The organism is Acinetobacter sp. YH12235 (assembly GCF_013417705.1).
In the GTDB taxonomy this organism is placed as follows: Bacteria; Pseudomonadota; Gammaproteobacteria; order Pseudomonadales; family Moraxellaceae; genus Acinetobacter.
Window position 1 is genome coordinate 57,394 of record NZ_VPDL01000017.1, and the last position, 18,465, is coordinate 75,858.

The 18,465-nt window shown below is 45.5% G+C and carries 17 protein-coding genes and 1 pseudogene; 5 read left to right on the plus strand and 13 right to left on the minus strand.

Annotated features, from left to right (window positions below; genetic code table 11):
• Nucleotides 1-97: 97 nt before the first annotated feature.
• Complete coding sequence (gene ffh, locus FTV13_RS10215; protein ID WP_004783356.1) at nt 98-1,504, minus strand: signal recognition particle protein; 1,407 nt, start codon at nt 1,502-1,504, stop codon at nt 98-100.
• Nucleotides 1,505-1,642: 138 nt separating this feature from the next.
• On the opposite strand from ffh, the gene FTV13_RS10220 reads away from it, so the two are divergent.
• A complete protein-coding gene (locus FTV13_RS10220; protein ID WP_004783358.1) occupies nt 1,643-2,452 on the plus strand; it encodes an inner membrane protein YpjD in 810 nt (269 codons plus the stop codon).
• 55 nt (nt 2,453-2,507) lie between these two features.
• Here FTV13_RS10220 and FTV13_RS10225 read toward each other — a convergent pair whose 3' ends face one another.
• The 11 genes from FTV13_RS10225 to paaA all read right to left on the minus strand — a co-directional run bounded on the left by FTV13_RS10225 (nt 2,508) and on the right by paaA (nt 12,619).
• The gene (locus FTV13_RS10225) at nt 2,508-3,287 is read right to left on the minus strand and encodes a class I SAM-dependent methyltransferase (protein ID WP_179993127.1); all 780 of its coding nucleotides are present in this window, start codon (nt 3,285-3,287) and stop codon (nt 2,508-2,510) included.
• Between the two features lie 141 nt (nt 3,288-3,428).
• Nucleotides 3,429-4,028: a gamma carbonic anhydrase family protein gene (locus tag FTV13_RS10230; protein WP_179993128.1), complete on the minus strand. Its 600-nt coding sequence runs from the start codon at nt 4,026-4,028 to the stop codon at nt 3,429-3,431.
• A gap of 42 nt (nt 4,029-4,070) precedes the next feature.
• Nucleotides 4,071-5,012: a phenylacetic acid degradation operon negative regulatory protein PaaX gene (gene paaX, locus FTV13_RS10235; RefSeq protein WP_159123525.1), complete on the minus strand. Its 942-nt coding sequence runs from the start codon at nt 5,010-5,012 to the stop codon at nt 4,071-4,073.
• Between the two features lie 60 nt (nt 5,013-5,072).
• Nucleotides 5,073-6,365, minus strand: coding sequence for a phenylacetate--CoA ligase PaaK (paaK, locus tag FTV13_RS10240; RefSeq protein ID WP_180011952.1), 1,293 nt, complete (start codon nt 6,363-6,365; stop codon nt 5,073-5,075).
• A 58-nt stretch (nt 6,366-6,423) separates the two neighbouring features.
• Nucleotides 6,424-7,635 carry a 3-oxoadipyl-CoA thiolase gene (pcaF, locus tag FTV13_RS10245; protein ID WP_180011954.1) on the minus strand — a complete coding sequence of 404 codons (1,212 nt, stop codon included), beginning with the start codon at nt 7,633-7,635 and terminating at the stop codon, nt 6,424-6,426.
• Between the two features lie 442 nt (nt 7,636-8,077).
• Nucleotides 8,078-8,869, minus strand: coding sequence for a 2-(1,2-epoxy-1,2-dihydrophenyl)acetyl-CoA isomerase PaaG (gene paaG, locus FTV13_RS10250; RefSeq protein WP_180011956.1), 792 nt, complete (start codon nt 8,867-8,869; stop codon nt 8,078-8,080).
• A gap of 64 nt (nt 8,870-8,933) precedes the next feature.
• Complete coding sequence (gene paaE, locus FTV13_RS10255) at nt 8,934-9,992, minus strand: 1,2-phenylacetyl-CoA epoxidase subunit PaaE (protein WP_180011957.1); 1,059 nt, start codon at nt 9,990-9,992, stop codon at nt 8,934-8,936.
• A gap of 65 nt (nt 9,993-10,057) precedes the next feature.
• Complete coding sequence (paaD, locus tag FTV13_RS10260) at nt 10,058-10,558, minus strand: 1,2-phenylacetyl-CoA epoxidase subunit PaaD (RefSeq protein WP_180003062.1); 501 nt, start codon at nt 10,556-10,558, stop codon at nt 10,058-10,060.
• 28 nt (nt 10,559-10,586) lie between these two features.
• A complete protein-coding gene (gene paaC, locus FTV13_RS10265; protein ID WP_180011960.1) occupies nt 10,587-11,342 on the minus strand; it encodes a 1,2-phenylacetyl-CoA epoxidase subunit PaaC in 756 nt (251 codons plus the stop codon).
• Between the two features lie 16 nt (nt 11,343-11,358).
• Entirely contained in the window at nt 11,359-11,646 is a 288-nt protein-coding gene (gene paaB, locus FTV13_RS10270; RefSeq protein WP_004783374.1) for a 1,2-phenylacetyl-CoA epoxidase subunit PaaB, read from the minus strand.
• Nucleotides 11,647-11,674: 28 nt separating this feature from the next.
• Nucleotides 11,675-12,619 (minus strand): 1,2-phenylacetyl-CoA epoxidase subunit PaaA, encoded by a 945-nt coding sequence (gene paaA, locus FTV13_RS10275; RefSeq protein WP_166136739.1) that lies wholly within the window; start codon nt 12,617-12,619, stop codon nt 11,675-11,677.
• Between the two features lie 262 nt (nt 12,620-12,881).
• Here paaA and paaZ point away from each other — a divergent pair, with 262 nt between their 5' ends.
• From paaZ to FTV13_RS10290, 3 genes are all read left to right on the plus strand, one after another.
• Nucleotides 12,882-14,993, plus strand: coding sequence for a phenylacetic acid degradation bifunctional protein PaaZ (gene paaZ, locus FTV13_RS10280; RefSeq protein ID WP_180011962.1), 2,112 nt, complete (start codon nt 12,882-12,884; stop codon nt 14,991-14,993).
• 206 nt (nt 14,994-15,199) lie between these two features.
• Nucleotides 15,200-16,639 carry an MFS transporter gene (locus FTV13_RS10285; protein WP_180011964.1) on the plus strand — a complete coding sequence of 480 codons (1,440 nt, stop codon included), beginning with the start codon at nt 15,200-15,202 and terminating at the stop codon, nt 16,637-16,639.
• Nucleotides 16,640-16,837: 198 nt separating this feature from the next.
• On the plus strand, nt 16,838-17,773 hold the full coding sequence (locus FTV13_RS10290) for a tRNA-dihydrouridine synthase (RefSeq protein ID WP_180011966.1): 936 nt from the start codon (nt 16,838-16,840) through the stop codon (nt 17,771-17,773).
• A 19-nt stretch (nt 17,774-17,792) separates the two neighbouring features.
• On the opposite strand, the pseudogene FTV13_RS10295 reads toward FTV13_RS10290, so the two are convergent.
• Nucleotides 17,793-17,969: pseudogene (locus FTV13_RS10295) on the minus strand (NERD domain-containing protein); the annotation flags it as partial.
• A gap of 95 nt (nt 17,970-18,064) precedes the next feature.
• On the opposite strand from FTV13_RS10295, the gene FTV13_RS10300 reads away from it, so the two are divergent.
• On the plus strand, nt 18,065-18,465 hold a 401-nt coding region (locus tag FTV13_RS10300), incomplete at its 3' end, for a helix-turn-helix domain-containing protein (protein ID WP_180011968.1).

Here is an 18,465-nt window from a genome sequence, read left to right on the forward strand (position 1 = left end):
AATTTGGGTAAGCAAATGTTGTTTTGTTTAAACTGGATATAAAAGAAAATACAGACAATAAAAAAGGCGCTATATGCGCCTTTTTTATTTAAAACAGTTATTTTTTGTCGTTCCCGCCGAACAGTGGACCCATGCCACCGCCGCCACCAAACTGTTTTTGCAGACCGCTCAGTGATTTCATCATTTTTGCCATACCCGACGGATTGGCAAATTTCTTCATCATCTTCGCCATCTGCGCATGCTGTTTAATCAGCTTGTTGACTTCTGAGACTTCCATACCGCAACCTGCTGCAATACGCTTTTTACGGCTTGGATTCATCAGGTCAGGGTTACGGCGCTCCTTGATAGTCATCGACTGGATAATCGCTTCCATTTTCTTCACTTGCTTTTCAGGATTCGCCTGCGCAATCGCATCTTGAATACCAGAATTGCTCATGCCTGGAAGTTTGTCCAGGAAGCCCATCATGCCGCCCATCTTGTTCATCTGCTCGAATTGCATCAGCATATCTTCAAAGTTGAAGCTACCGCCTTTCTGCAATTTCTTCGCCATTTTCTCGGCTTTTTCTTTGTCGATTTTGCGTTCAACTTCTTCGACCAAAGAAAGCACGTCACCCATGCCCAGAATACGCTGTGCCACACGTTCCGGATGGAATGGCTCAAGCGCATCCAGTTTTTCGCCCATACCGAGGAACTTGATTGGCTTGCCAGTAATCGCACGAACAGACAGTGCTGCACCACCGCGCGCATCACCATCAGTTTTAGTCAGGATCACACCTGTCAAAGGAAGCGCATCGTTAAATGCTTTGGCCGTATTTGCCGCATCCTGACCGGTCATGGCATCGACCACGAACAGGGTTTCAGTCGGATTAATCGCTGCATGCAGCTCTTTAATCTCTTCCATCATATCGTCATCGATATGCAGACGACCTGCGGTATCGACAATCAGTACATCGGCAAACTGGATTTTTGCCTGTTCAATTGCACGATTAACGATACTGATTGGTTTTTCAGTAGCACTCGATTCAAGGAAAATCGCGCCAACTTCGCCAGCCACCGTCTGTAGCTGCTTGATCGCAGCCGGACGATAAACGTCGGCAGACACCATAGCTACTTTTTTCTTTTGACGCTCTTGCAGGAAGCGCGCAAGTTTGGCTGCAGTCGTGGTTTTACCCGCACCCTGCAAACCGGCAAGCAGTACCACCACCGGTGGTTTTGCTGCAAGGTCAAGGCTTTCATTAGCCTCGCCCATCATTTTGGTCAATTCGTCATAGACGATTTTGACGAAGGCTTGCCCTGGTGATAACTGAGTCATCACTTCCTGGCCTAATGCTTCTTCCTTAACTTTCGCGATAAATTCACGAGTTACAGGTAACGCAACGTCGGCTTCAAGAAGTGCCATACGTACTTCACGTAACGTATCTTTAATATTGTCTTCGGTTAGCTGCCCTGAGCCAGTAACATTTCTTAAACTCTGCGTGAGTCGTTCTGTTAAGGTATCAAACATTGCAAAATCCGCTTAAAATAGCCAGTAGCAAAAAATTGTTTCTTAAAATAGAAAATTTATGCATAGAATGCTATAGGATACTGTAGTTCGCACTGAATTTATATAAATGAATATTCATCACCCTTAAAAAGGTTTGACATGCTTAGCCTACCCTTGGTTTACACGATCTTAGCATTAATCGCTTATACCTCCTCTTTTTGGTATCTGTTCATTCATTTAATGACTAAACGTACTCCAAATCAATGGTTTGTCGGCTTAACAGCTTTAGTTGGACTGGTACTGCATGCTTTGGTTTTATCAGGTGACATGTATACCCCGATGGGGATGAATTATGATGTATTTGCCTTACTTTCCTTTACGTCAGGGCTAATGCTGCTGCTAAGTATCATTTACAGTACCTATCGGCCGATTATTGCTTTAAACCTGATTGGTATCCCCGTCGCTGCAACCGGCCTAATTCTCGGTTTCAGTTTCACCCAGCCAGCGAAAGTCATTGCACAGAATTCTCTAGGCCTGGATATTCATATTATCTTGTCCCTATCCGCTTATGCTGTGTTATTGATGGCGACGATTCAGGCCGTCATTTTGCGGTTTCAGGATCGTGAACTGAAGAAAAAACAGAAACGTCGGGTTTGGGTGAATCTGTTGCCCTCCTATCAGGATATGGAATCTTTATTGTTCGATATGCTGATGACCGGTTTCATTTTACTGACACTGGCATTGGGTTTTGGCTTCTTTACCATCGATAATTTCTTTGCCCAGCATCTGGCCCATAAGACTGCCTTTAGTATTGTGTCCTGGCTGGTTTATGGTGCATTACTGATCGGCCACTGGAAATTTGGCTGGCGTGGTCAGAAAGCAGTGCGCTTTACCCTGCTTGGGTTTGGCCTGCTGGCGCTCGGCTTTATCGGTTCCAAATTTGTGCTGGAAATGCTGTTAAACAAATAAATTGATTTACCTCTACTTTATATTTTTAAAGCCCAGCTAAGACTGGGCTTTTTATTTAATTATCCTTTTCTTGATCTGGATTTATCCTTCCCACTCGTAGCGATAGCGGCCAACTCACCACCCGGGGCAATTCTGGATCTTCCCATTCTGGCAATAAGGCATCTGCCAGTACATTCAGCGGATTATGTCCGAGTGCCTGGGTGGCTGCTTTTACGGCTGACCAGGTACTCATATAGCCTATCAGTTGGTAAAAGTTCCACTCGACTTGTAATACCGGCGGCTGTACAGAAATTTCCTGAAATGGAAATGGCAGATTTTTGTATCCTTCATCGACATGGCGACGTTCAGGTGCCCAATAGGGTGCGATCGTCACTTCATAAAAATGTCTGAAATAATGATTCAGATGTTCTTCATCAATGCTGAATACCCCATAACTAATAAGAGCCAGAATGGCATTGGATTTTGCAATACGGCGAACTTCCGCATAGAACTTGTCCAGATCCAGCCAATGGGCAGCTTGTGCGACTGAAATCAGATCTACACTCTGGTCAACACATGGGATTTCTTCGGCTAAGGCCTGATGATATTGAATTTTCGGATGAGGTTTGGCCTGTGCGATTTGTTCGCTACTCGCATCAATGGCAATGATCTGATCAAAATAATGCGCCAAAACCTCTGAAAACTGTCCTGAGCCACAGCCGACGTCTAAAGCCAATTTGGTACTCGTTGATAGCTCTGCCAGCATCTTCCCCAAAGTGTCCGGATAATGCGGGCGAAACAAGGCATAATCTTGGGACTGCTGGGAGAAATGGTCTTTAAATTCCCGCCTTTCCATCTGCACTTTCCTGACCTGTTTTCTAACAGCTTAACTCGATCCAGAAAGGCGACAATAGTAATTTGGTTTCATTTCCAATAATTTTTAAAACTAAAAAATTAGCGTATTTAAATTATCTAAATTTTTTAAACATCAGCTAGTTTAACTATTTTGCTTGATTTGATAATCCGCTTTAAAGTTCTGATAACTACGTCGCTCTGCGGAATTTTCGGTTAAAGCTTTTACTTCCTGCATGGTATTCAAGCAACGTGCAGTGAGCTGGATATATTGCTCGGTGCCATGGCTTTTCCAGGCAATTTCTTTTTCCTCTAAGGGACGAACTACTTTCGCCGGACTGCCAAGTACCAGATTATTTGCTGGTACTTTGAATTTAGCCTTGACTGTACTGTTGGCCCCAACAATGACATTCTCCCCGATTTCGGCCTCATCCAGAATCACACTATTCATACCGATCAGGGCATTTTTTCGTACCACGCAGCCATGCAGAATGGCACCATGACCGACATGGCCATATTCTTCAACCAAGGTCACACTGTCCGGAAATCCATGGATGGTACAGGAGTCTTGGACATTGGCATTTTTCTGGATATGAATCCGGCCAAAATCGGCCCGCAGCGAAGCGAACGGACCAATATAAACTCCGGCTTCAATGATCACATCACCGATCAGCACAGCCGTAGGATGGATATAAGCTTCAGGGCTGACGACAGGAATCACCCCATCAATCGCATAACATGGCATAGACTCCTCCTTGAGCTATTACATTCATGATTTTTTAAAATATTAAAAAGTCAATTCCGGCTGCTTTAAGCCACCAAAACGTTTATAAAATTGTGGATGTGCAGGTGGCATAAGGCCTTCCGCGGTCCGGGCAGTCTCTAGGAAAAACTCATCTCCTGCTGCAAATACTGCCTGATATAGATTGGTACTTAAGTTACGTGCAATCAGTGACAACCAGTCTGTTGGTAACAGTTCAAATGGCAGATTCGGGTCTTTCAGTAAAATACGGCGATACTGGTGGATCAGCAGGATACGGATCTGAAAGGCTTGTACCGGATCTAGTTCCTCTTCATTTTCCACCAGATAGAAAAACTCGCGGAAATCGCTAATAAATTTTTCATAACGCTGATGCAGTTCCGGGATTGGCCAGTTAGTCTCAACCATGCGTTTAATGGTTGGATAAGATTCCTGCCAAAGCTGCAGGGTTTCTGCACGGAATACTACCACCTGATCAGTCATCTTGTTATTCAGTAACAGGTTTTGCAGTTTCTGCTGATCACACCCCGGATAGGCCATGACATTGGTCGCGATATTGGCAAAGCCTAACCATTCCAGTTCTTTTTTCAGTGTCTGTTTATTTTCCAGTTCAACTGAACTGAGTAGAACCAGATCCCATTTCTGGTCCCATTCATTATGCTGGAAGCTGTAAATCTTTTGGTCTGCGGTAATAAAACGCTGACGGCTGCTTTCGGTAATACGGTAATAACTGGTGCGGCCAATCTTTTCTGAACTCAGCCAGCCATTTTGTACCAGACGGAATACAGCGGTACGCACAGAACGCTCATTGAAGCCAAATACATCCATCAGCTGAATCAGGCTGGCAAGACTAATGACTCCCCCACGGTGATAAATACTGTCACCAAAAATCGTCATTACCAATGAGGTTCCACTAAGGGTCTCATTCTGAATGAAATCATCAATTACTTGTTTTAATTTCGGATTCATTACGTTCAATTTACCTTGTTAAAGCCGGATGACAGACCTGAGCCTGTCATCCAGACGTATTTAAGCGGACTTTCGGATATCAAACACCCGCTGAGCCTTACCTTCAGAGCGTGGCAAGCTACCTTCTGGTAAAACTTCCACACTGACACTAATCCCGACCATGGTCTTGATTTGTACTTTCAGCTGATTTGCCAATTGGTGTGTCATATTTATAGCACTATCTTTACGCATTTCGGTACGAATATGCAATGTATCCAGATGGCCCTGTTTACAAATCTGAATCTGATAATTCGGAATAAGCTGCGGAATATGCAGGATTTGCTCTTCAATTTGTGATGGGAACACATTCACGCCACGAATAATCATCATGTCATCACTGCGACCGACAATCTTGTCCATACGACGCATAGTGCGTGCTGTACCTGGCAATAAGCGTGTCAGATCACGGGTACGGTAACGAATCACCGGCATACCTTCTTTGGTGATGGTGGTAAATACCAGTTCACCCAGCTCACCATCAGGTAATACTTCGCCGGTTTCCGGATGGATAATTTCAGGATAGAAGTGGTCTTCCCAGATGGTAGGTCCATCTTTGGATTCCAGACATTCCATCGCCACACCTGGCCCCATCACTTCAGACAGGCCATAAATATCCAGTGCATCAATACCCAGACGTTCTTCGATTTCACGGCGCATTTCATTGGTCCAAGGTTCCGCACCAAAGATCCCGGTCTTGATGGAACAGTCCTTGGCAGTCCCGAATTTTTTCTCCAGACACTCAATAATGTTCAGACAATAAGATGGCGTGACCATTAAAGCTGTTGGCTTGAAATCATGAATCAGCTGTGCCTGCTTGTCGGTCTGGCCACCTGACATTGGAATTACGGTGGCACCCAGACGTTCTACGCCATAATGTGCACCTAGGCCACCAGTAAACAAGCCGTAACCATAAGATACCTGAATCGTATCTTTACTGCTGAGTCCGGCTGCACGTAACGAGCGTGCCACCACATCTGACCAGGTATTAATGTCATTCTGGGTATAACCGACTACAGTCGGCTGACCTGTCGTGCCTGAAGAAGCATGTACACGGACAATCTGCTCCTGAGGCACAGCAAACATGCCAAATGGATAGTTTTCGCGCAGATCCTGCTTGGTGGTGAACGGGAATTTTGCCAGATCATCCAGTGATTTTAGATCATCCGGATGCACACCGGCTTCATCAAATTTTTTCTTGTAAACCGTACTGTTCTGATAGGCATGCTGCAGCGTTTTTTTCATACGTTCCAATTGCAGGCTACGTAATTCATCTACTGAAGCGGTTTCAATCTGTTCCATTGCATTGTTATTCATATTCTTGCTCCTGCTGCAGTCATCCTGACTGCTGATGATTTCTCTTTTGATTCAGTCCTTAAGCCACATTTTCCAGAATCAGTGCGACACCCTGTCCAACACCGACACACATGGTACAAAGGGCATATTTTCCTTGCTTGCGCTGTAATTCTTTCATGGCGGTAATCACCAGTCGTGTACCGCTCATTCCGAGTGGATGGCCAAGGGCAATAGCACCCCCGTTTGGATTGACTCGTGGATCATCATCCTGAAGGCCTAGCTCACGTAGCACTGCAAGCGCCTGTGCGGCAAAGGCTTCATTCAGTTCGATCACATCCATCTGTTCCAGACTTAAGTTTGTCTGTTTTAATACTTTCTGTATCGCTGGTACTGGTCCAATCCCCATATAGCGTGGCTCTACACCTGCACTGGCAATTCCTACCACCCGTACCAATGGTTTCAGTCCATATTGTTCTGCGAAATATCTATTACCCAGTAGCACACAGGCTGCACCGTCATTGACACCAGACGCATTACCCGCAGTTACCGAACCACCTTCCTTGCGAAATGGTGCTTTTAGAGAAGATAACTTTTCTAAAGTAGTATCGGCACGTGGATGTTCATCTTCAGCAATCACCCGAGTAGAACCCTTAGCGCCCTTGATTTCCACTGGCAGGATTTCTGCCTGAAAAATACCATTCTGCTGTGCCTGTGCAGTTTTTTGCTGGCTACGATAAGCAAACAGATCCTGATCTTCACGATTAATCTGATATTTTTCAGCCACATTTTCTGCTGTTTCCGGCATGCTATCTACGCCGAAACCTGCCTTGAATTTTGGATTGATAAATCGCCAGCCAATGGTGGTGTCATAAATTTCCGGAGTACGGCTAAATGCTGTGGTTGGCTTGGATTGTACAAATGGCGCACGGCTCATGGATTCTACCCCACCGGCCACTACAAATTGCGCTTCACCCGATTTAATTGCACGTGCTGCCAGGCCGACCGCATCCAGACCGGAAGCACAGAGACGATTTACAGTAATCGCGGGTACACTTTCCGGCAGGCCCGCTAAAAGTGCTGCCATACGCGCGACATTACGATTATCTTCACCGGCCTGATTAGCACAGCCTAAAATCACTTCATCAACTTCTGCCCATGGCAGGTTGGGATGCTGCTGTTTTAAATACTGGATCGGTAAAGCAGCAAGGTCATCAGTACGAATACTGCTCAAACCACCTGCGTAACGACCAATTGGGGTACGAATACCGTCAAAAATATAAACATGTTCCATCGTTCTTGTTCCTTAGCTCGCCATCCCTTAGTCTGTTGGCGATACTTGTTGCGCCTGTCCTAGCGCTGTCTGCTTAGTTCAATATATACCAGGTTGTATCACTCTTCACCAAAAATACGATACATATTTTTTAAGATTTGTAAATTTGTGTCATATTAAATTCTATTTACTCACCCGAATCATTTATCTGAATAAATAAAATAAAAAACAAATTACATATCAATAGCTTGATTAGAAAAATATTACGTAAACCCATGTTTTCAGATTTCATTTACTATCAGAGTAATACAACATATAACATAGGACCTAGCTAACCATCAGATCAAATAGGTATCACATTCATACCTATCGGGAATAATTCAACTCGACCAAGTTGCTAAGCGATAACTGAAAGGAAAAAATCGCACAACTTTGAGCCGAGTCAAATCCATCTCCGGCAGATTTAGCAGCCCTTATATTGTGGTGTGCGTTTTTGCATAAAGGCCTGAACGCCCTCACGATAATCACTGGAACGGCCTGCCAGACGTTGCAGATCCCGCTCCAGAATCAGTTGCTCATCCAGATTATTGTCTGCGGCGGCATGAATCGCTTTCTTGATCAGGGATAGACCATAAGTCGGCTGAGTCGCCAGATGTTCAGCCATTTTTTCAGTTTCTGCCTTTAACTGATCATCTTCAACTACCTGCCAGATCATGCCGAGTTGCAGCGCACGTTCAGCCGAGATTTTGTCACCCAGCATCGCCAGACCCATCGCTTGGGCACGGCCAACCAGGCGTGGTAGGAACCAGGTACCCCCTGAATCTGGCACCAGACCGAGACGGCAGAAGGCCTGAATAAATGAAGCAGATTTCGCTGCTACCACGATGTCACAAGCCAGAGCAATATTGGCACCTGCACCCGCTGCTACACCATTTACGGCACAGATCACCGGTTTTGGCATTTCAGTAATCAGTTTAATCAGCGGGTTGTAGTATTTTTCAATGGATAAACCTAAATCTGGAGCATCAGCATTTGGATCTACTACACGGTCGTTCAGGTCCTGACCAGCGCAGAAACCACGACCTTCTGCAGAAATCACCACTGCGCGAATTGCTGAATCTTGCGCCCAGCGTTTTACGACAGAAGATACTTCCTGATGCATGGTTTCATTAAAACTGTTGAGCTGTTTTGGACGATTAAAAGTCAGGTAGCCCACTGCATTTTTTTCTTCAACAATAATTGTTTGGTAATCCATTACACACCTTTTAAGTTTCTATTTCGTTCATGCATTTATCTGCATGGTGCTTAATTTAAAATCTTTACTCGTCGAAACTGAGACGAACATTTTGAGTGGTTGGACGCGCCTGACAGCTCAGCACATAACCTTTCTGGATTTCTTCTTCTTCCAGGCTATAGTTGATTGCCATTTCCACTTCACCTTGCAGCACCTTACATTTACAGGTTGCGCATACCCCGCCCTTGCAGGCATAAGGCAGATCCGCACCTGCACGTAAAGCGGCATCCAGAATGCTGTCATCCTGTTTGGATACTTCAATGATCAGCTCACGACCATCCAGAATGATGTTGACCTTTTCCTCGGTACGGCTTTCGATCTGCTGCGCAGAGGCTTTTGGTGCAGTACCGGTATTAAAGCGTTCGGTGTGAATTTTGCTGCGTTCGATCCCAAGGGTTGGCAATACGGTTTCTACCGCATTCATCATTTCTTCAGGACCACAAGCAAAGCAGTGATCAGTTTCTGCTGGAATCAGGCCCGCCTGGAACAACTGCTGCAATTTTTCTTCATCAATACGACCATTGAAAATCTCGCTGTCATTTAGCTCACGCGAGAAAATATTGATCAGTTGCAAACGCTCTTTAAAGCGGTCTTTCAGATCCATGATCTGTTCAGAGAACATGGTCTGTTTCCAGGAACGGTTACCATAAACCAGTGTAAAAGTGGCATCTTGCTTACGGCTCAACACTGCTTTGACAATAGACAAAATTGGTGTAATGCCACTACCTGCAGCAAAACCCAGATAATGTTTACCACCAGTCTTGGCCGCTTTCTGGAAAAACACACCTTGTGGTGGCATCACTTCCAGTACATCGCCGACTTTCAGATTTTCATTGGCCCAGGTTGAGAACTGGCCTTGATCAATTTTCTTGATCGCAATACTCATGTCTTCATCACTATCGCTACAGATCGAATAGCAACGGCGCAATTCTTCCTGTCCTGTCATATGACGGATGGTCAGGTGTTGGCCCGGCTGATACTGAAAATTTTCGGCATGTTCTGGACTCAGTTCAAAAGCAATGCAAATTGCCTGTTCAGTCTGAGGCTGAATAGATTTAATGGTTAACGGAATAAACTGGCTCATTTCAAAATCCTTCTTAAGCTGTGGCGATCTCACGCTTTATTGTTATGGCTTGTGCGCTTAAGCCCTTAAATACATTTAAAATAGTCAAACGGCTCCAGGCATTCCTGACATTTGTACAGCGCCTTGCAAGCGGTTGAACTGAATTCACTGAGTAGTCGAGTGTGATGGCTATGGCAATGTGGACACTGGATACCATCACTGAGTGCAACATGAGTGCCGCAGCTATTCGATTCACCTTTAGGTGGAGCAATACCGTATTGCTGCAATTTATGTTTACCTTCCTCACTCATCCAGTCAGTGGTCCATGCTTCTGACAGATCGACCACGACTTTGACCGGCGTCAGCTCATGTGCTGCAAATGCCTGGGTGATTTCCGCCTTGAGCAGATCGGTTGCCGGACAGCCACTATAAGTGGGGGTCAATCGAACCACGATTTCATCCTGTGGGTTGATCTCCACTCCACGAATCATGCCCAGGTCAAGGACTGACAGGACTGGAATTTCCGGATCGGAAACCTGTGCCAGGACCTCCCAGCATTGATCTTCTACATGTCTAATCAAGTTCATGCCACTCACTCCCTGTGATGTGCTGGATTTACCAGTTCATGCCTGGATAGCTGCGCTGCATATATTGCAGTTCCGCCAGTACATAACCCAGATGTTCGGTATGTAGTCCCTGCTTGGCGCCACTACGGTAAGCACCACTTTCTGGCAAGCTCAGTTCAAAACGTTGCAACTCAGCAGATATGCTTTCCAACCATTTCGGTTTCAGCAGTTCCACATCCGGAATCAGGTGAGCATCAACCAGCTGACGTTCATCTGCAGTCAGGCTGAACAGCTCTTCAGTAAAGCGCCATAGCTGGTTCAGACCATTCTGGATCTTTTCATGTGCTTCTGCAGTACCTAAGCTCAGACGTTCCATCCATGAGGTTGAAAAACGCAAATGGTATTTCACCTCTTTCAGCGACTTGATGGCGAATGAAGAAATGTCTTCATTCTTGCTATTGCTGAGTGCTGCAAACAGCAAAGCATGGTAATGATCCATCAACCACTGACGTACGATGGTTTGACCAAAGTCACCATTTGGCTGTTCACTCAACAGCAAATTGCGGTATTCACGCTCGGTACGAAAATAAGCCAGTTTGTCTTCATCACGACCTTGCCCTTCAATTTCACCGGCGAGACTCAGTGCTGTACGTGCCTGACCCAGTAAGTCCAAACCGATATTTGCCAATGCAATATCCAGCTCTAGCTCCGGTGCGTGACCGCACCACTCTGCCAGACGGTGTGAAAGGATGAGTTGGCTGTCGCCAACATGCAGTAAAAATTGTGCCAATACCTGATTCGTCATTGCTCTTTCCTCCACCTTACATGTGTTCGATGCCATCTGGAATGTGATAGAAGGTCGGATGACGGTAGACCTTGTTCAATGAAGGATCAAAAAACTCCGATTTTTCATCTGGTTGAGATGAGGTAATTAGTTCAGATTTCACGACCCAGATACTTACACCTTCATTGCGACGGGTATAGACGTCACGGGCATTTTGCAGGGCAATTTCATCATCAGGGGCGCGCAGGCTGCCGACATGACGGTGGCTCAGACCCTGTTTGCTGCGAATAAATACTTCGTATAAAGACCAGTTATTCTTGTTCATTTGCATATCCTTGTGCTATTCCGTTGCCTTAGGCGATTTTTCGTTGATCTGACTGCTGCTGTTGCTTGCTGGCATAAACTGCTGCTGATTCACGTACCCATTTGCCCTCTTCCCAAGCCTTGCGGCGTGCTTCGATACGTTCGTGGTTGCATGGACCTTTGCCTGCCAGCACATCGAAGAACTCATCCCAGTTCACCTGACCAAATTCATAGTGGCCAGTTTCTTCATTGAATTTCAGGTCTGGGTCCGGCACAGTCAGGCCAAGCTGCAATACTTGCGGCACAGTGTTGTCGACAAATTTCTGACGCAATGCATCATTACTGAATAATTTGATTTTCCACTGCATGCTTTGCGCACTGTTTGGAGAATTGTCATCACTTGGACCAAACATCATTAATGCCGGCCACCAGAAACGATTCACTGCATCCTGTGCCATTTGTTTCTGTTCTGGCGTGCCTTGTGCCAGTTGCATCATGGCCTCAAAGCCCTGACGCTGGTGGAAACTTTCTTCTTTACAGATACGCACCATGGCACGTGCATAAGGACCATAAGAGGTACGGCATAACGCCACCTGATTGACGATTGCAGCACCATCTACCAGCCAGCCAATCGCCGCTACATCTGCCCAGGTCAGAGTTGGATAGTTAAAAATGGATGAGTATTTCATGCGGCCAGCAATCAGCTTTTCCATCATGTCATCACGGTCTGCACCAAGCGTTTCTGCTGCACTGTACAGGTACAGGCCATGTCCTGCTTCATCTTGTACTTTAGCCAGCAATACCGCTTTGCGTTTCAAAGTCGGTGCACGGGTAATCCAGTTGCCTTCTGGCAGCATGCCAATTACTTCTGAATGTCCATGCTGGCCAATCTGGCGGATCAGGGTCTTTCTATAGGCATCCGGCATCCAGTCCTTCGCTTCAATAGAAATGTCCTGCTCTATCTTCTGATCGAATGTTTGTTGTTGCTTATTCATGTTTGTCTCACTTATCCCAAGTGCTGATACACTCAAATTAAAACGATACAAATATAAAATCAATACTATTTTTTAAGTATCATATATTTTTCAAAAGCATTTTTTATTAAGTTATTGTATTTATTGTTTTTAATTTTTTAATTACATCAAAATTACTTTTTTGTTTGCGGATTATGATTGACATTTAAGCTTTTTGATTGCAATTTATGAAACATCAAAAGTAAAAATAAACTCAATAACGTATCATAAATGGAGTTATACAATGTTGGAACTGGACAGCACTACCCAGAGCACGGATCTTCAGGACGACACACAGGCGAATTACTCAGCTAAAGTTAAAGTATTGAGTTCACTGGTTTTAGGTGGTGAACATAGCGCACAAAATGACTTGCGTACGGTTTATCACGCTATTAGCGGTGAAGCGATTTATCAGGTCAGCAGTCACGGTATCGACATGCATAATGTGGTGCAATATGCCAAACAGAAGGGTGCAGCCATTGCCCACTGGACTTTCCACCAGCGTGCTAATGCTCTGAAACAGGTGGCACAATATTTACTGGAACGTAAGGAAGATTATTACCGCCTGGCAGCCGCAACCGGCTGTACCCGCAAAGATGCCTGGATTGATATTGAAGGTGGGATCGGCACTCTGTTTGCCTATTCAAGTCTGGTTCGCCGTGAACTCAGCGATGAAACGGCACTGGTTGAAGATGCCTGGATTCCATTATCCAAACAGGGCAGCTTTGGTGCCAAACATATTCTGAGCCCGAAAGCTGGTGTAGCAGTGCATATTAATGCCTTTAACTTCCCGATCTGGGGCATGCTGGAAAAAATTGCACCTACTCTACTAGCCGGCTTACCTTGTATTGTCAAGCCAGCAACAGAAGGTGCAGAACTGACACATACAGTCGTTAAAGACATTTTAGCCAGTAATTTACTGCCAGAAGGTGCTCTGCAGCTGATCTGCGGGCAGACTTACGACCTGTTTGATCACCTGAATGCACAGGATACCGTTACCTTCACAGGTTCGGCTGCTACCGGCCAGAAACTGCGTGCTCATCCACACCTGAATGCCCACTCTATTCCATTCAGCATGGAAGCCGACTCGGTGAACAGCGCCATTCTGACCCAGCAAGCCAACGATGAAACCATTGACCTGTTTGTGCGTGAAGTCTTCCGTGAAATGACAACCAAGGCCGGACAAAAATGTACTGCAATTCGTCGTGCCTTTGTGCCAGCAGCATTGCTCGATACCGTACAGCAACGCCTGACTGAAAAACTACAGAAAGTAGTCATCGGTGATCCTGCACAGGACGGCGTAACCATGGGCGCTCTGGCCAGCGTTAAACAGAAGCATGATGTTGCTGCCAAGGTAGAACAGCTGGCACAGGAAGCTGAAATCATCATAGGTAGCCACCTGCGCCAGGACTTTGCCATCCAGGTCGCACATCCGGAAAAATCTGCTTTCTATCCACCAACAGTATTGTTATGTAAAGATCCGGTACAGGCCCAACAGATTCATAATATCGAAGCCTTTGGCCCAGTGGTTACATTGATGCCCTATAGTGACCTACCACAACTGGCAACATTAGTAGCTCGTGGTGAAGGCAGTCTGGTCGCTTCAATCGTGCGTAACCATGATGAAAATATTGAACAGCTACTCAGCAAGATCGCGCCTTGGCATGGTCGTGTGCATATTCTGGATCGTGAAAGCGCTAAGGAAAGTACCGGTCATGGTTCACCACTGCCATTGTTAGTGCATGGTGGTCCGGGGCGTGCTGGCGGTGGTGAGGAACTCGGTGGTCTGCGTGCAGTGAAACACTATATGCAGCGTACTGCTATTCAAGGCTCACCAAATGTGCTGACTCAGGTCGGTCATAGCTGGACCGCGGGTGCGGAGGTATTTGAAGACCGCGTGCATCCATTCAAGAAATCCTTTGATGAACTGCGGATCGGTGAACGCCTGCTGACTGCACGCCGTACCATTACTGAAGCTGATATTGTCAACTTTGGTGGTTTAAGTGGTGATTACTTCTATGCACATATGGATAAGATTGCGGCTGCGGAATCCCTGTTCGGTGAACGCGTCGCACATGGTTACTTCATTGTCTCTGCCGCTGCCGGCTTGTTTGTTGATGCTGCTCCAGGTCCAGTTATTGCCAACTATGGCATGGACAACCTGCGCTTCGTAGAACCGGTGAAAATTGGTGATACCATTCAGGTAGAACTGACCTGCAAGCAGAAAACCCCAAAACCGCTGCGTGATGAGCAGAGACCGCATGGTGTCGTGGTCTGGGACATCAAGGTGAAAAACCAGCACAATGAACTGGTCGCGACCTATGACATCCTAACTCTCGTAGAAAAAGCCGCTTAAGCACTATTTTCAAGCACTTAAAGCAAAAGGGAATCTATTTGATTCCCTCTTTTTATTCTTTTAAAAATAATTGTATCTTTTTAATCCAGACATATTGACGGTTATGCAAATTACTCCTAGATTAGATTAATTGATACATATCAAAAATAAAAATAATTAAATTTGTATCAAATAAACCAATCACTATAACTTGCACAGGATGTTGCATGATGAATGAAAAAACATTGGTCATAGACAAGGTTGACAATGACGTCCAGCCACTCGATTCTCATCTAAAAATTACTACGCCTATCCCTGAACAGGTAGCTACAGAAATTCCACTAGCAGCTCCGGAACGTAGCAGCTATCAATGGTATGTGGTGATCATTTGTATGGTGGCCTATATTCTGTCTTTCGTAGACCGCCAGATTTTATCCCTGATGATTGAGCCGATTAAGGCCGACTTGATGCTCAGTGATACCCAGTTCAGCCTATTGCAGGGGCTGGCCTTTTCGCTGTTTTATGCCTTTATGGGCGTACCGATCGCCGCACTGGCCGACAAGAAATCACGTGTGAAAATTATTTCGGTTGGGATCGCTTTCTGGAGTCTGGCCACTGCAGCCTGTGGCCTCAGTAAAAACTTTATCCAGATGTTCCTGGCTCGCCTTAGTGTCGGTGCCGGTGAAGCAGCCCTTTCCCCTGCCTTTTATTCCATTGTGGCAGATCTATTCCCTAAACATAAATTAGGCCGTGCGCTGGGTGTTTATGCCATTGGTGCTTTTATCGGTTCAGGACTGGCTTTCCTGATCGGCGGTTATGTCATCGGTCTGCTCAAGGATGTTAGTTTCGTTACTTTACCGGTAATTGGTGAGATCAAGACTTGGCAACTGACCTTTATGATTGTCGGTTTACCGGGTGTATTGCTGGCACTACTCATGATTCTGACCGTACGTGAACCCGAGCGTAAAGGCCTCAAAATGGATGCGAATGGTGTCGCCGTTAAAGCATCTTTTAAGAATTCCATCGGTTTTATTAAAACCCATAAAAAGACTTTCTTCTGTCATTTTATTGGCTTCTCTTTCTACACCATGATGCTGTATTCCCTGCTCGGCTGGGCACCGGCCTACTACATGCGTCACTTTGGCCTGGATGCAAGCCAGACCGGATATATCCTTGGAAGTATTATTCTTGTCGCAAATACTTCAGGCGCCCTATTCTGTGGCTGGCTCATCGACTTCTTTTCTAAACGTGGCTATAGCGATGCAGCAATCCGTGCCGGTGCAATTGGCTGTGCTGCCCTGATCATTCCAAGCGTGCTGTTTACCCAAGTCGACAATATGCAGCTTTCATTCGCACTGATCTTTGTGGCGATGTTCTTCTCCACCTTCCCGATTCCAGCATCAGCCGCTGCTACCCAGATGCTGACACCGAACCAGTTGCGCTCTCAGGTATCAGCCAAATTCCTGTTGATTTCTAACCTGATTGCACTCGGTGTGGGTACAACTGCTGTGGCGCTGATTACAGACCGATATTATGAAAATACCTTAATGGTGGGTAATTCGATTTCTATCGTCAATGCTGTAGCTGGTGTAATCGGTGTATTCCTGCTGTATAAAGGCTGTCAGTATTATCGTGAAAGTATGAAAGTCGAAAAACTAATCGATTAAGACAATATTAGATTTTTAAGATTTAAATCCAAACCTTAAATCAGTCGATTTAAGGTTTTTTTATTTCGATAGCAAAAGATCAATAGGTACTCATTCAGGATCAATCTTTTTCTGCAATTCATATGAAAATTAAACTGCCTGGACTTTCCCACCAAAAAGCCGTATAACACCGTTTTTCGAATTAACAGGTGTTGACCATTGAAACTTGTTCTTGCACCCATGGAAGGCTTAACTGACCCGATTATGCGCGATGTACTGACATCCGTCGGGAGCTTCGACTGGTGTGTAACCGAGTTTATTCGTGTCACGGATTCGGTGCTGCCAGATCATATCTATCACACCTACTGCCCTGAACTGTTAAATGAGGGCAAAACTGCTGCCGGTACGCCGGTGCATGTACAGTTTCTGGGAAATAATCCGGAAATGCTGGCAGCCAATGCAGTGAAAGTCGCTGCCATGGGCGCGCCTGCAATTGATATGAATTTTGGCTGTCCAGCCAAAACCGTGAATCGTCATCGTGGTGGTTCAGTGCTGTTAGATGAACCTGAAGTCGTCTATGAACTGGTCAAAGCTGTTCGTGATGCAGTGCCCGCGCATATTCCAGTTTCGGCGAAAATGCGTCTGGGTTATATGGATCGCAACTTCATGATGGAAAATGCGCATGCCATTGAAGATGCTGGGGCGGCCTGGGTCACTGTCCATGCACGGACCAAGGCCGATGGCTATACTCCGCCAGCCTTCTGGGACCAACTGCAACCAATTCGTGAAGCCTTAAAGATCAATGTGATTGCCAATGGTGAAATCTGGACCAATGCCGATGCCAAGCAATGTCAGCTAGAATCAGGCTGTGAAGACTTGATGATTGGCCGTGGTGCGGTCACTACACCTGATCTGACCCAATGTATTCGCCAGAATTCTGATGAGCCGCTTATCACCTGGAATGAACTACTTGAACTGCAAATCCGTTTCCTGAATGGTTCCTATAAAAAGGAAATGAATATGGTCGGCCGTTACAAACAATGGCTAGGTATGATGTCCAAGCATTATCCTGAAGCTAAAGCACTCTGGGATGAGGTTAAACGGATTAAACAGCTGGTTGAAATTACTGAAAAGCTAAAAGCCTCGAAAAATTAAGAAAAAGCCTTTGAATGATTCAAAGGCTTTTTTGTTCGGATTGTCGCTTGTTTAAATTTGCGACATGTTCACGGTTGGTTTTCCAGGATTTTTCTAATACTTCCTTCTCCAAGCGAATCTGGATATGTTTAATCTTGGTGTCAGAAATAACTCGCTGATTAAAGCTTTTTACATAATCTGTCCAACCTGCACCTCGAATGTTAGAAACCATTTAAAGTGTCTATATTCTCACCAATAAAAATGTCTAGTTTATGATGGTTTTTACCATCATGGACTGGATATAAATTAGAGATGTTGATCACTATGTCTGACAAGGAAATTCAACGTCTTGCAGTTCTGCAAGACGTTCGAGATCATCGTATTACCCAGGTCCGTGCTGCTGAAATCCTGAATCTTTCCACTCGTCAAATTACCCGGTTATTGCAGAAACTCAATCAAGACGGTGTTTCAGGTCTGGCACATGCCAGTCGTGGTCAACCTGGCCATCATCGCCATGATGAGTTATTAAAATCAAAATGTCTTTCCATTATTTCTGAACATCTGCTGGGCTTTGGACCTACCTTGGCGCATGAGAAGCTCAGCAGCATATTTGACCTGAATATCCCGGTAGAAACGGTTCGGCGCTGGATGATGGCCAATGACCTCTGGATTCCGCGATCCAAGCGCCTTAAACGTCCATATCAGCCACGTTA